General features: G+C 33.4%; 16 protein-coding genes. 14 read left to right on the forward strand and 2 right to left on the reverse strand.

All coding sequences use genetic code 11. The features are described 5' to 3' along the window. Positions 1-91: 91 nt before the first annotated feature. From kynU to AC3WTA_RS01245, 5 genes are all read left to right on the forward strand, one after another. Positions 92-1378 (forward strand): kynureninase, encoded by a 1287-nt coding sequence (gene kynU / locus AC3WTA_RS01225; protein ID WP_000276314.1) that lies wholly within the window; start codon positions 92-94, stop codon positions 1376-1378. A gap of 2 nt (positions 1379-1380) precedes the next feature. After that, positions 1381-2010, forward strand: a complete 630-nt coding sequence (gene kynB / locus AC3WTA_RS01230) for an arylformamidase (protein ID WP_000842469.1) — start codon at positions 1381-1383, stop codon at positions 2008-2010. Positions 2011-2042: 32 nt separating this feature from the next. Continuing rightward, on the forward strand, positions 2043-2882 hold the full coding sequence (gene kynA, locus AC3WTA_RS01235) for a tryptophan 2,3-dioxygenase (RefSeq protein WP_000661964.1): 840 nt from the start codon (positions 2043-2045) through the stop codon (positions 2880-2882). A gap of 117 nt (positions 2883-2999) precedes the next feature. Further along, complete coding sequence (locus tag AC3WTA_RS01240; protein WP_000346228.1) at positions 3000-3917, forward strand: serine hydrolase domain-containing protein; 918 nt, start codon at positions 3000-3002, stop codon at positions 3915-3917. A 16-nt stretch (positions 3918-3933) separates the two neighbouring features. After that, positions 3934-4557 (forward strand): Pr6Pr family membrane protein, encoded by a 624-nt coding sequence (locus AC3WTA_RS01245; protein WP_492332787.1) that lies wholly within the window; start codon positions 3934-3936, stop codon positions 4555-4557. A gap of 51 nt (positions 4558-4608) precedes the next feature. Here AC3WTA_RS01245 and AC3WTA_RS01250 read toward each other — a convergent pair whose 3' ends face one another. Continuing rightward, complete coding sequence (locus AC3WTA_RS01250; protein ID WP_000734895.1) at positions 4609-4941, reverse strand: DUF3889 domain-containing protein; 333 nt, start codon at positions 4939-4941, stop codon at positions 4609-4611. 144 nt (positions 4942-5085) lie between these two features. On the opposite strand from AC3WTA_RS01250, the gene sleB reads away from it, so the two are divergent. The 9 genes from sleB (at position 5086) to AC3WTA_RS01295 (ending at position 11433) form a co-directional block, all read left to right on the forward strand. Then, positions 5086-5865, forward strand: coding sequence for a spore cortex-lytic enzyme (gene sleB / locus AC3WTA_RS01255; protein WP_001249038.1), 780 nt, complete (start codon positions 5086-5088; stop codon positions 5863-5865). A gap of 15 nt (positions 5866-5880) precedes the next feature. Continuing rightward, on the forward strand, positions 5881-7221 hold the full coding sequence (gene ypeB / locus AC3WTA_RS01260; protein ID WP_000943711.1) for a germination protein YpeB: 1341 nt from the start codon (positions 5881-5883) through the stop codon (positions 7219-7221). A gap of 26 nt (positions 7222-7247) precedes the next feature. Then, positions 7248-7844, forward strand: a complete 597-nt coding sequence (locus AC3WTA_RS01265; RefSeq protein ID WP_000697998.1) for a YhcN/YlaJ family sporulation lipoprotein — start codon at positions 7248-7250, stop codon at positions 7842-7844. 107 nt (positions 7845-7951) lie between these two features. Next, on the forward strand, positions 7952-8308 hold the full coding sequence (locus AC3WTA_RS01270) for a hypothetical protein (protein WP_000976462.1): 357 nt from the start codon (positions 7952-7954) through the stop codon (positions 8306-8308). A 26-nt stretch (positions 8309-8334) separates the two neighbouring features. Next, complete coding sequence (locus AC3WTA_RS01275; RefSeq protein ID WP_001020879.1) at positions 8335-8832, forward strand: GNAT family N-acetyltransferase; 498 nt, start codon at positions 8335-8337, stop codon at positions 8830-8832. 196 nt (positions 8833-9028) lie between these two features. After that, on the forward strand, positions 9029-9487 hold the full coding sequence (locus AC3WTA_RS01280) for a GNAT family N-acetyltransferase (RefSeq protein ID WP_000402852.1): 459 nt from the start codon (positions 9029-9031) through the stop codon (positions 9485-9487). Positions 9488-9639: 152 nt separating this feature from the next. Beyond that, a complete protein-coding gene (locus AC3WTA_RS01285; protein WP_000158261.1) occupies positions 9640-10176 on the forward strand; it encodes a DUF1697 domain-containing protein in 537 nt (178 codons plus the stop codon). 147 nt (positions 10177-10323) lie between these two features. Beyond that, positions 10324-10752: a hypothetical protein gene (locus AC3WTA_RS01290; RefSeq protein ID WP_000514638.1), complete on the forward strand. Its 429-nt coding sequence runs from the start codon at positions 10324-10326 to the stop codon at positions 10750-10752. A 96-nt stretch (positions 10753-10848) separates the two neighbouring features. Continuing rightward, the gene (locus AC3WTA_RS01295) at positions 10849-11433 is read left to right on the forward strand and encodes an SMI1/KNR4 family protein (protein WP_000366666.1); all 585 of its coding nucleotides are present in this window, start codon (positions 10849-10851) and stop codon (positions 11431-11433) included. A gap of 139 nt (positions 11434-11572) precedes the next feature. On the opposite strand, the gene AC3WTA_RS01300 is transcribed toward AC3WTA_RS01295, so the two are convergent. Beyond that, positions 11573-11974 carry a hypothetical protein gene (locus AC3WTA_RS01300; protein ID WP_001080450.1) on the reverse strand — a complete coding sequence of 134 codons (402 nt, stop codon included), beginning with the start codon at positions 11972-11974 and terminating at the stop codon, positions 11573-11575. Positions 11975-12176: the final 202 nt, after the last annotated feature.

Below are 12176 nucleotides of genomic sequence, written 5' to 3' on the forward strand. Positions count from 1 at the left end.
TCAACTGACATAATATCATTGACGTTATATCAACTATGGTGATATATTTCAATTAGTTAGAATAAAAAGAAAATTAAAAGAAGGTGACACCATGTATAAAGAACCATTTCAATCAACTTATGAATATGCGCTTGAATGTGATAAACATGATGAACTGAAAGATTTTCAAACTGAATTCTATAAAAAAGAAGGAACAATATATTTAGATGGAAACTCATTAGGACTACTTTCAAAAAGAGCAGAGAAATCGTTACTTACGTTGCTCGATTCATGGAAGGAGTATGGAATTGACGGCTGGACTGAAGGAGAGCATCCGTGGTTTTTCCTTTCGGAGAAATTAGGTGAATTGACAGCGCCTCTTATTGGAGCTTTACCGGAAGAAGTTATTGTAACCGGTTCCACAACGACGAATATACACCAAGTTATTGCGACATTTTATGAGCCGAAAGGAATACGTACAAAAATTCTTGCGGATGAATTAACATTCCCGTCAGATATATATGCACTTCAAAGTCAAATTCGTTTAAAAGGATTAGATCCAGATGAGCATTTAGTACGAGTGAAAAGCCGAGATCGTAGAACACTTTCTGAAGATGATATTATTCACGCAATGACAGATGATATCGCGTTAATTTTATTACCTTCTGTACTATATAGAAGTGGCCAAATTCTTGATATGAAACGTTTAACAGCGGAAGCACATAAGCGTGGTATTCATATCGGATTCGATTTATGTCATTCAATCGGTTCTATTCCGCATCATTTCAAAGAATGGGATGTTGATTTCGCAATTTGGTGTAATTATAAATATTTAAATGCAGGACCTGGTGGAGTTGCGGGGCTTTATGTAAATAAAAAGCATTTTAATAGACTCCCTGGATTATCAGGGTGGTTTAGTTCTAGAAAAGATAAGCAGTTCGATATGGAACATACATTAACAGCTGCTGATCATGCAGGTGCTTATCAAATTGGTACACCGCACGTATTAAGTACTGCACCTTTAATTGGTTCTCTTGAAATATTTAAAGATGCTGGTATAGAACGTTTACGTGAAAAATCGCTACATATTACAAGATACATGCTGGATTTAATTGATCATGAATTAAAAGATTTCGGATTTATAATTGGAAATCCATTAGAGGATGAAAAACGAGGCGGGCATATTTATTTAGAGCATGCAGAAGCAGCACGCATATGTAAAGCGCTAAAAGCAAATGGAGTTATCCCTGATTTCCGTGCGCCTAATGGAGTAAGACTTGCGCCAGTTGCTTTATATAATACATACGAAGAAGTATGGCATTCTGTTCAAATTTTAAAGAAAATCATGAAAGATGAAGAATATAAGCAGTTTGAAAATAAGCGAGAGGTTGTGGCATAAACATGAAATCATCAGAGTGGATTGATATTTCACAACGGCTAAATAATGATATTGCCACTTGGCCAGGAGATACACCGTTCTCGTATGAAGTTTCATGGTCAAAAGAAGAAAGTGGTTCAGTAAATGTCGGAAAGTTAACGATGAGTATTCATACAGGTACTCATATTGACGCACCGTTTCATTTTGATAATGATGGAAAGAAAGTAATAGAATTAGATGTTCAAGTTTATGTCGGTCCAGCACGGATCATTGATGTTTCTAATCTTGAAAGCATTGGGAAAAAGGAATTAGAAAACTTTCATTTAGAAGGCGTAGAACGCTTGTTGTTACGCACATCTTCACATGGTAAAGCTAATGAATTCCCAGTTGTAATCCCGCATTTACGTGCTGATATCGCACCATTTCTTTCTGAAAAGGGAATTCGTTTAATTGGGGTTGATGTACCATCAGTTGATCCATTAGATGATAAAGAATTAGCAGCGCACCATCAATTGTTTAAACATGGCATACACATTTTAGAAAATGTCGTACTAGATCATGTAGCAGACGGTGATTATGAATTAATCGCATTACCACTTGCCTTAACAGATGCAGATGGAAGTCCAGTTCGAGCAGTTATTAGACCAATATAAGTAGAAATATATATAAGGGGCGTTTGGCTAATATGAAAGAAAACGAAAAGGTAATTATGGAAAAAGGAATTCATACGGACTTTAAAGAGAATATGACGTACGGGGAGTATTTACAATTAGATAGTTTACTATCTTCTCAAAAGAGATTATCAGATCATCATGATGAAATGTTATTCATCGTGATTCACCAAGCAAGCGAGCTTTGGATGAAATTAATTTTACATGAGTTAAATGCAGCGATTGAATCTATTAAACAAGATAAATTACAACCAGCTTTTAAAATGTTAGCACGTGTATCAAAAATTCAGTCGCAAATCATTCAATCTTGGGATATTCTTGCGACATTAACACCATCTGAATATATTGAGTTTCGTGATTCACTCGGTCAAGCCTCAGGGTTTCAATCGTATCAATATCGTATGATTGAGTATGCACTTGGCTATAAAACACCGCACGCATTAAAAATTTATGAAAAGGATCCAGAATTACACGCTCGACTTCATACAGCACTACATGCACCAAGTTTGTATGATGTGGCAATTCAAGCTCTTGTAAAAGAAGGATTCCCTATTCATAAAGATGTGTTAAATCGTGATATTACGCAGCCTTATGAAGAAGACGCAACAGTAGAAGCAGCATGGATAGAAGTGTATGCAGATGTGAAGAAATATTGGGATTTATATCAGCTTGCTGAAAAATTAATCGATATTGAAGACTGGCTACAACAATGGCGTTTCCGTCATATGAAAACGGTAGAACGCATTATTGGTCATAAAATGGGAACAGGTGGATCTTCTGGTGTATCTTATTTGAAAAGGGTACTTGATCAATGTTTCTTCCCAGAGCTTTGGAATGTTCGTACGAAATTATAAAAAACAAACCTGTCAGTTTATTACTGGCAGGTTTGTTTTTTATTTGAACACATTTATGTTTTAATTAAAGCTACAAGATATAATAAATAAGGTAATGATTTAATTGGAGGTAAAGTTTTGGATTTCAAGCAACTAGAAAATAAATTTGAAAAGAAAAAAGTAAATACATTTCTCGTTTATCAAAAAGGTGAGCTAACCAATGAATATTATAAAACGATAGAATGTTCAAGTAATTTATATAAAATAAATTCGATTACAAAAAGTATTGTATCCATATTAATAGGTATTGCAATCGATAAAGGATATATAAATGATATACATACACCAATTACAAAATGGATTCCAAATATACCAGAAGAAAAAAACGAATTAACAATTTATCATCTATTAACGATGACTACAGGTGAAGATTGGAAAGAGTTCGGAAATGGAGTAGTGTTCCCAAATGATTTTGTAGAATCGGAAAACTGGGTGCAATACATATTAGAAAAAACAATAATTGAAGAACCCGCTACAAAAATGAATTATAACTCAGGGTCTTCGCATTTGCTTAGTTATATTATTCAAGAAGCTGCTGGAATGTCGACAGAACAATTTGCCAAAAGATATTTATTTGATTCGTTAGAAATTACCGAATATGAGTGGCAACAAGATCCTCAAGGCATACATGTCGGTGGTTTCGGTATGAAAATGAAATCTAAAGATTTATTAAAGCTCGGAATTTTATGTTTGCAGAATGGATATTGGCAGGGGAATGAAATTGTATCATCGAAATGGTTAGAAGAATCAAGTACACCTCTATTTGAAACGTATAAACATGTCGGGGCATATGGATATCACTGGTGGGTATTGAATAACGAAAGATTTCACATACCGTATTGTATGTACTTTGCTATGGGGTACGGCGGACAATACATCGTTATCATACCTCAATTAGAGCTTGTTGCTGTAATAAGTAGTCATATGCCAAAACGTGGACTCGTTCCATTGAAATTATTTATTGAACATGTACAAGAGAATGATAAGTTGATATAAGAAGAGGAGAGAATGTATGAGAAGTGTAAAAACATTATCTTTATTTAGACTATGTTTAAGTCTTCTAGCATGTAGCGCCATTATTACGCAATTTATAATAAGGGCACAAGTGAAACCGTTCAATCCAGTTAACTTTTTTAGTTTCTTTACGATCGAAAGTAACATCTTAGTTGCATGTATTCTCCTTTTAAGTAGCATTGGAACAGCTACATTTGGCCGGTCAGAGCAGTTTAGTATACTTCGTGGTGCCGCAACTGTATATATACTTACGACAGGACTCATTTATTTTTTGCTATTAAGAGGATTAGAAGAATCACTTCAAACCGCAATACCATGGGTAAATACGGTGCTACATTATATCATGCCAATTGCCATGCTTTTAGATTTGATTATAAATCCACCTAGTAAGAAAATCACTTGGAAACAAGCTGCAAGTTGGCTCTTATTCCCGTTCTTTTACGTTGTGTACAGCTTAATACGTGGCACGATTGTGAATTGGTATCCTTATCCGTTTTTAGATCCGAGAATAGGCGGATATGGTAGAGTGCTTTTATACAGTATAGGGATAGCGATTGTAATTAGTGCTATTTGTATATTGGTAAGATTTTTAGGGAATCGAGATTTTAGGAAAGAATTTTAGAAATGAAAGAACCCCCACTGTTAACATTTTAATAGTGGGGGTTCTTTCATTTTATCTACTCGTCTTCTGAAATGACATTTTTATAAATTTATCTGTCTTCGTTTCAAATTCTACATCAACAAAAACACCATATTCTTTTCCATCTTCACGTAGCCACAATTTAAATTTTTCAACCGTTATTTGAACGGTTTTCGGTTTTCTACCTATATGAAGGTAATCAATAATCTCCGCTTTTGGGTATTGTTCTTTCGTCTTTTCTACAGCAAGTTTACCCCATTTGGCATACGGTGGCTGCGCATGAACAATTGATGGACCGATATATATATTTGAACATGTTGTTATGAACAGAATGACGAGTACGATACGCTTTAACAATTTCTTCATGATGAACTCCTTTTATCTTTTTTTATATTGTTTACATATTTTTTCAACGATATGAGTTTGGATTTTTTTGTCTTCTTTACATAAAAGTGAAGCTTTTACAAAACATAACCAAGAAATCATTTCCGTAATTAAGGAGGGAAAACCATGCGTCAAAAAGCTATTTTTAAAATAGCAATTTTACTTGCGTTCATAGGACTATCTTTGATGGTAAGTAGTATACAACTAAAAAATGTTGAAGCTTTTTCTAATCAAGTCATTCAAAGAGGAGCATCTGGCGAAGATGTCATTGAACTGCAATCTCGTTTGAAATATAACGGATTTTATACGGGAAAAGTGGATGGTGTTTTCGGATGGGGTACATACTGGGCACTTCGAAATTTTCAAGAGAAATTCGGATTACCTGTTGATGGTTTAGCTGGAGCTAAAACGAAGCAAATGCTAGTAAAAGCAACGAAGTATGATAAGTCAACTGCTAATAAAGGAACGACAACGAATAAAGGAAATAGTGGTGGTACTGCACAAGAAAATAAACCATCTCAAAATAAAGGGACAAATGTTCCAAATGGTTATTCTCAAAATGACATTCAGCTTATGGCAAACGCAGTATATGGAGAATCTCGTGGTGAACCGTACTTAGGGCAAGTTGCAGTAGCTGCAGTTATTTTAAATCGGGTTACAAGTGCATCGTTCCCAAATACCGTTTCGGGTGTCATCTTTGAGCCAAGAGCATTTACAGCGGTAGCAGACGGACAAATATATTTAACGCCAAATGAAACAGCGAAAAAAGCTGTATTAGATGCAATTAATGGATGGGATCCAACAGGAAATGCATTGTATTATTTCAATCCAGATACTGCAACGAGTAAATGGATTTGGACTCGTCCACAAATTAAAAAGATTGGGAAACATATTTTCTGTAAATAGAGCGGAGGTGGAACTATGTTACGAGGTATTATAATCGTATTATTAACAGTCGGTGTAGTTGGAACGGGATACTGGGGCTATAAAGAGCACCAAGAGAAGAATGCTGTATTAATTCGAGCGGAAAATAGTTATCAACGTGCGTTTCATGATTTAGCATACGAAGTTGATTTATTGCACGATAAAATTGGAACAACGCTTGCGATGAATTCACGTGCATCTTTATCACCTGCATTAGCAGATGTATGGCGTTTAACATCTGAAGCTCGTTCGGATGTAGGACAACTTCCTTTAACATTAATGCCTTTTAATAAAACGGAAGAATTTTTAGCAAATATCGGCGATTTTAGTTATCGTGCAGCCATTCGTGATTTAGAAAAAGAACCGTTAAATGATCAAGAATACAAAACGTTGGAAACTTTATATTCAAATGCAGGAAATATACAAGATGAGTTACGAAAAGTACAACATCTAGTTTTGAAGAATAATTTACGCTGGATGGATGTTGAGATGGCACTCGCATCAAATCGTGATCCTGCAGACAATACAATTATTGACGGATTAAAAACAGTAGAGAAAAACGTAACATCGTATTCATCTACAAACTTCGGACCGACCTTTACTAGTGCACAAACAAATAAAAAAGGCGGATTTGAAGCAGAAGGGAAAGCAATTTCTAAAGATGAAGCGGCGAAAATCGCAAAATCATTTTTGAATTTAAAAGGAAATGAAAAAGTAGATGTTGAGAAAAGCGGAAAAGGTGCGAAAGAATCTTTCTATAGTGTGAAAATTAAAGATAAAGCAACGAATAATGAGTTTTATATGGATATTACCGGCAAAGGCGGATATCCAATTTGGGTAATGAATAATCGAGAAATTAAAGAACAGAAAATTAGTTTAAACGATGCAGGAAATAAAGGTTTGACATTTTTAAAGGACCATAAATTTAATAATATGGAGATTTTTGATAGCTCGCAATATGATAATGTTGGTGTATTTACGTATGTAGTAAATGAGAATGGTATACGAATTTATCCAGAAGCAATCCAAATGAAAATTGCTTTAGATGATGGTTCTATCGTTGGTTTTTCAGCAAAAGAATATTTAGCATCACACCAAAAACGAACAATTCCCTCAGCAAAGCTAACTGCAGCAGAAGCAAGAAAGAAAATCAATCCAGATGTTAAAGTTATGGAAGAACGTAAAGCTGTAGTTGTAAATGATTTGCATAATGAAGTACTTTGCTATGAATTTATAGGTACTTTAGGGAAAGATACGTACCAAATTTTCATTAATGCAAATAGCGGAGCAGAGGAAAAAGTGAAGAAAATGCAAGCTGTTGAAAAAATTTATGATTAAACTTTAATAGTAAAGTGGTGAGAATAATGAAGATTCTAATATATATGTTGATGCTTTGCTTGTTTATAACTGGATGCAGTATTGGAAAAAAGGACAATCCAAACGAAAAACCAGAGCAAAAAAATGTTTCGACGAAAAATATTAATTATACGAACAAACCAAATAAGCCAAATGAAAAAGCAGCGGATCATTTAGCATCTTTAGCCGCAAGTGTGCCAGGTGTAAATGATGCAACAGCCGTAGTAGTCGGCAAATATGCTATTGTAGGTATTGATGTAAAAGCGAAACTCGATCGAACTCGTGTTGAGTCCATTAAATACTCTGTAGCAGAAAGTTTAAAAAACGATCCGGATGGTGCTAATGCAGTCGTTGTAGCGGATGTTGATACGTATGAACGACTGAAACAAATTGGAAAGCAAATTAAAAAAGGAAAAACAGGTGAAGGTATACTTGATGAGTTAGCAGCAATTGTTGGCCGAGTAATGCCACAAGTTCCAAATGACATGATTGAAAATCGAGAAACGAATCCAATTAAAGATAATGATAAACAATTACCAAAAGATGAAGAACAAGAACTAAGAAAAGAACAGAATGACCAATCAAATAATCATTTGAATAAATAAAACTAACCCCGTACTAAAATGTGCGGGGATTTTCCAACATAATATTTAATATTCAGTTTATTTTTAAGGGAATATATGGTTTAATTATGATGGGAGGGACAACTGTTATGATGAAAAAAAGCGCATTAATAGTATGTAGTTTATGCTTAGGTTTCAGTATGACAGCGTGTGAACAGAAGAAAGAAGTGAAAAAACAAACAGCGACTTCTTCTACTGTGATGGAAAGGCAGCAGAAAGATTCTATCAATATAAATCATTTCTCGAACATAAATGAAGGAATGACTTATACAGAAGTGAAAGATGTAATTGGTTTTGATGGTAATTTACTTATAGAAGAAGGTGTAGAAGATTCTACACAAATTAAACAAATTTTTGCTTGGAAGGGAAGCGATCCAACTTCATTAGTTGAAATTACCTTTTTAGATGGAAAAGTGCATTCAAAAGAGCAGCAAGGTTTAAGTTAATAAGTTGAAAAATGGGAGAGTTTCGCATGAACATACATACAGGGGAAATTCAATTAGTTCCGTATAAGGAGAAATATAAAGAAGTTATACAAACATTTACTTTACCAAGTGAACAAGTTCAATTTACATCAGACCCAGGTGAATTATTGGAGAAAGCAAAAAGTGATCGAACAAAAAATGTGATTGTTATTTTAGATTACAACGGGGTACCTGTTGGTCTTTTTGCATTGCAAACTGGGGATAGAGTACAGGAATTCACAGACAATCAAGATGCTTTACTTTTAACTTCGTTTTCTATAAATCACAATAGGCAAAGAAAGGGATATGCTAAAAAATCATTGGCATTATTACAAGAGTTTGTAAAACGTTATTTCCCGATAAAAAATGAGGTTGTACTTGCTGTGAATGAAAAAAATATTCCGGCACAAAATTTATATGAAAAAGTCGGCTTCCAAGATAAAGGCTTTAGAAGAATGGGACCAATTGGTCAACAAATTATAATGCATTTACCTATCATAAAATAATGAGAAGAAAAACTTACTCTTGAAAAACAAGATAGTAAGTTTTTTTATTTAGAACGATAAGAGAATATATATGAAAAGGCTATATTTAAGAGTAAAGAAATTATAGCTAGTTACATAAAAAATAAAGATACTTGAAAAACTTTAAATTTAGTAAGTTCTACAATCATTAAATAATACTTTTTGGGGGCGTAGCTTTATGGAAATTATTCAATTACTAAAGAAGGATGACTTATTTAATAAGGCAATAGATGTTTTTTGGAAAGAATGGGGGGAGGCAGGTGGGCGTGCATTTTATGAAGATTGTATGACTAATGCTTTAACTGATCCAAATGACATACCAAGTTTTTACATTGCAAAAGTAGATGATAAGATTGTCGGAACGTATGCATTAATTCGCAATGATTTAAATAGTCGTCAAGATTTGAGCCCGTGGCTAGCGTGTTTGTTTGTAGATGAAAAATTTAGGGGCAACTCTATAGGAGCAAAATTGTTGAATCATGGACTGCTAGAAGCTGCAAAGAGAGGGTATCAATTTCTTTATCTTACTTCAGATCTTAACGGATATTATGAAAAATATGGATGGAAAGAAATTGGAGTTGCTTATGGGCCTAGTGGAGGGTACATACCTTTGTTTAAAAAGTCAACGGCTCTATAACGAAAGCACTTTTTATTCAACAAACAGGTGCTTTCGTTAAATGAAATTAAACACCAAGAACCTTACTACAATAAAATGTAGCAAGGTTCTTATAGGTTATATTAAATAACTTTACATCAACTTTGAAACACATTTAAACGAGGAGAAATGATATGACAATTTATATTGCATTACTAAGAGGAATCAATGTAGGCGGACATAAGGTAATCCAAATGGCTGATTTAAAACAAATGTTTGAATCAATAGGGTTAAAACAAGTAAAAACATATATTCAAAGCGGTAATATCGTGTTTGAATATGATGAAGATATAAAATTTCTAAAGGAAAGAATACAATCTGAAATTAAAATCACTTTTGGGTATGATGTTCCAGTCATGTTAAGAATACATGAGGAATTTATAAATATTATAAAAAGTTGTCCTTATGAAGCCGATTCATTGCTAGAAGGTGAAAGTATACATGTTGCTTTCTTAGCAAATGAACTTTCTGAAAAAGAAAAAGATCAGCTGCTTATGCAAAAAAATGAGACTGAAGATTGCTATATTCATGAAAAAGTTGTGTATTTATTTTTCAAAAATAGCATTCGAAATTCTAAATTAATGAACCAGTTTCAGAAGTTACATACACCAGCTACAGTAAGAAATTGGCGGACTGTGAATAAATTAAAAGTGATAGTTGAAGGTATGTAAAGAAATACGGTAAAGTATATTGGAATACGATTGACAATATACTAACATCTACAGAAACAAACTCTTAGGGACGTATTACTTAGGGGTGATAAATGTTTCAGAGACTATAGTTATAGTATAAAATAAACAAATTAAGGGGTAGGTAAGATGGGGAAATTTGTGAAAGACCAAAAGGTAGTTGCACTTACATTAGAGGGTTTAGCACCATGTACGGTTGTAAGAGTTGGTTGGATTTTTATCATGGTACAAGTAGAAGAAACGAAGCACCTATACTCACTTACAAAAGGTAAGATAACGTCTATAGAAGAAGATAAACACTATCTTTTAGAAGAGAGTTTTGATGAAGAGGACGTTTATGATATAGGTAGGGTATTTGGTGCAATTGAAACAACAGACATGGAACTTGCAAAGAAATCATTTGAAGAAAATGAAGACTTCAAGAAATACGAAGATTTTCACAATCCATCAGAAGGGAAACTGTATGGTGGAGAGTACTATACTACAATCAAAACAGGTAAAGAGTTACTAGAACAATACTTTAATCGAGAAGGAATAAGGCGTAATGGTACAAATTAAATTAGATGCGAAAACAATTAAAAGTCAAATCTTATTTATGTTAGGTATATAGCCTAATAAAAAAATTTTATATTTTATTATTGGGAGGACGAAATAATGGATTTGGTAAACAAATTTTTAAACGGCTTGAGAGCAGCATTATCAACAGATGATCTCGAAATACTAAATAAAGCGTGCGGTGCTACAAAAGAGGATATTGATACATTAAGGTCAGAATATCCAAATTGTCCAGAATCACTAATCTCTTTTCTTGAAAATATTGATGGTACATATTGGCGGAAATATGGAGAAAACGAAGTTGCGGTATGTATTTTAGGCTCAGATGTTGAAGAGTATCCATATTATTTGCTTTCTACACAGCAGATGCTCGAAAGTTCAAAAGAAGAAGAAGACGTATCCTATCTTTTAGAATACCAAGATGACGAGGATGCTGTTGATTCTAAGATAAATCCAAAAGGACTTCTCCCTGGCACTTATATTCATTTTTCAGACTGTATGAACAATGGTGGAACATCAAGACTCTATATTGATTTTAACCCTTCTGATGAAGGTATATGTGGTCAAATCATTCGTTTTTTGCACGACCCTGATGAATATGAAGTGATTGCAAACAGCTTTGATGAGTATTTACAGAATCTTATTGATGGTGATTTTAATTTTCTAGAAGAAGAATCTCAATAATTTGTCTACAAACTCATTTAAATAGTTAGAAATTAAACAACTTTAAAGAGCCTTACTACAATATGATTTGTAGCGAGGCTCTTATATTTTTTAATCAAAATTAAATAACATTATTATTACTTTACAAAATCTCATCTTTTTATTTATATTGTTTTGCGACTATAAGTTCGACGATAGGATAAATAAAGAATGAAGAACAAAGTGCGATAAAAAGAGGAAGATTCTTTATTTTATCGAGTAATAGGAATGCAAATCCTTCTGATAATATTAAAATAAAAAACATAAGGCATATAAGTGCAAAATAAGAAATTTTAAAACTTTTATATTGGATTTGCTGTCCCATTCCATCTTTGCTTTCTTCCGATACTCCGTTTGGATCTCCCCAAGTCATATGATTGATGAGGTAGCTAATTATTATTGCGCTTGCGAAGATTGTTCCACCTAAAATCGCACCTTCAGAGATGTATTTATAGACTCCATGTATAAGTACTCCAAGTAACGATAAAGTGATTGTTAGTAAAATGAAATTTTTGCGATTCATATTAGAAACGGCAACTCCATAGTTGTAAAAAACTCTTTACACCCATAGTATAAAATTGAAAAACCTTTATGTCAAATGTTTTTTACATGAAAGGTGTAATAATATGATATTTTGTTTTTACGATTAATAAAAAATTACATTACATTTGAATGTAAAAGAATGGGCTCGCATATATTTGGAAGGGATGTCAGATTAATTTAGG

It is taken from the genome of Bacillus sp. EB106-07-01-XG149 (genome assembly GCF_058791555.1).

Excerpts from the sequence above, each read along its gene's own strand:
- AC3WTA_RS01250 (WP_000734895.1), bottom strand. The coding sequence starts at position 4,941 with ATGAAGAAATTGTTAAAGCGTATCGTACTCGTCATTCTGTTCATAACA.
- AC3WTA_RS01280 (WP_000402852.1), top strand. The coding sequence starts at position 9,029 with ATGGAAATTATTCAATTACTAAAGAAGGATGACTTATTTAATAAGGCA.
- AC3WTA_RS01245 (WP_492332787.1), top strand. The coding sequence starts at position 3,934 with ATGAGAAGTGTAAAAACATTATCTTTATTTAGACTATGTTTAAGTCTT.
- AC3WTA_RS01265 (WP_000697998.1), top strand. The coding sequence starts at position 7,248 with ATGAAGATTCTAATATATATGTTGATGCTTTGCTTGTTTATAACTGGA.
- kynA (WP_000661964.1), top strand. The coding sequence starts at position 2,043 with ATGAAAGAAAACGAAAAGGTAATTATGGAAAAAGGAATTCATACGGAC.
- sleB (WP_001249038.1), top strand. The coding sequence starts at position 5,086 with ATGCGTCAAAAAGCTATTTTTAAAATAGCAATTTTACTTGCGTTCATA.
- kynU (WP_000276314.1), top strand. The coding sequence starts at position 92 with ATGTATAAAGAACCATTTCAATCAACTTATGAATATGCGCTTGAATGT.
- AC3WTA_RS01285 (WP_000158261.1), top strand. The coding sequence starts at position 9,640 with ATGACAATTTATATTGCATTACTAAGAGGAATCAATGTAGGCGGACAT.
- AC3WTA_RS01295 (WP_000366666.1), top strand. The coding sequence starts at position 10,849 with ATGGATTTGGTAAACAAATTTTTAAACGGCTTGAGAGCAGCATTATCA.
- AC3WTA_RS01290 (WP_000514638.1), top strand. The coding sequence starts at position 10,324 with ATGGGGAAATTTGTGAAAGACCAAAAGGTAGTTGCACTTACATTAGAG.
- kynB (WP_000842469.1), top strand. The coding sequence starts at position 1,381 with ATGAAATCATCAGAGTGGATTGATATTTCACAACGGCTAAATAATGAT.
- AC3WTA_RS01275 (WP_001020879.1), top strand. The coding sequence starts at position 8,335 with ATGAACATACATACAGGGGAAATTCAATTAGTTCCGTATAAGGAGAAA.
- ypeB (WP_000943711.1), top strand. The coding sequence starts at position 5,881 with ATGTTACGAGGTATTATAATCGTATTATTAACAGTCGGTGTAGTTGGA.
- AC3WTA_RS01300 (WP_001080450.1), bottom strand. The coding sequence starts at position 11,974 with ATGAATCGCAAAAATTTCATTTTACTAACAATCACTTTATCGTTACTT.
- AC3WTA_RS01270 (WP_000976462.1), top strand. The coding sequence starts at position 7,952 with ATGATGAAAAAAAGCGCATTAATAGTATGTAGTTTATGCTTAGGTTTC.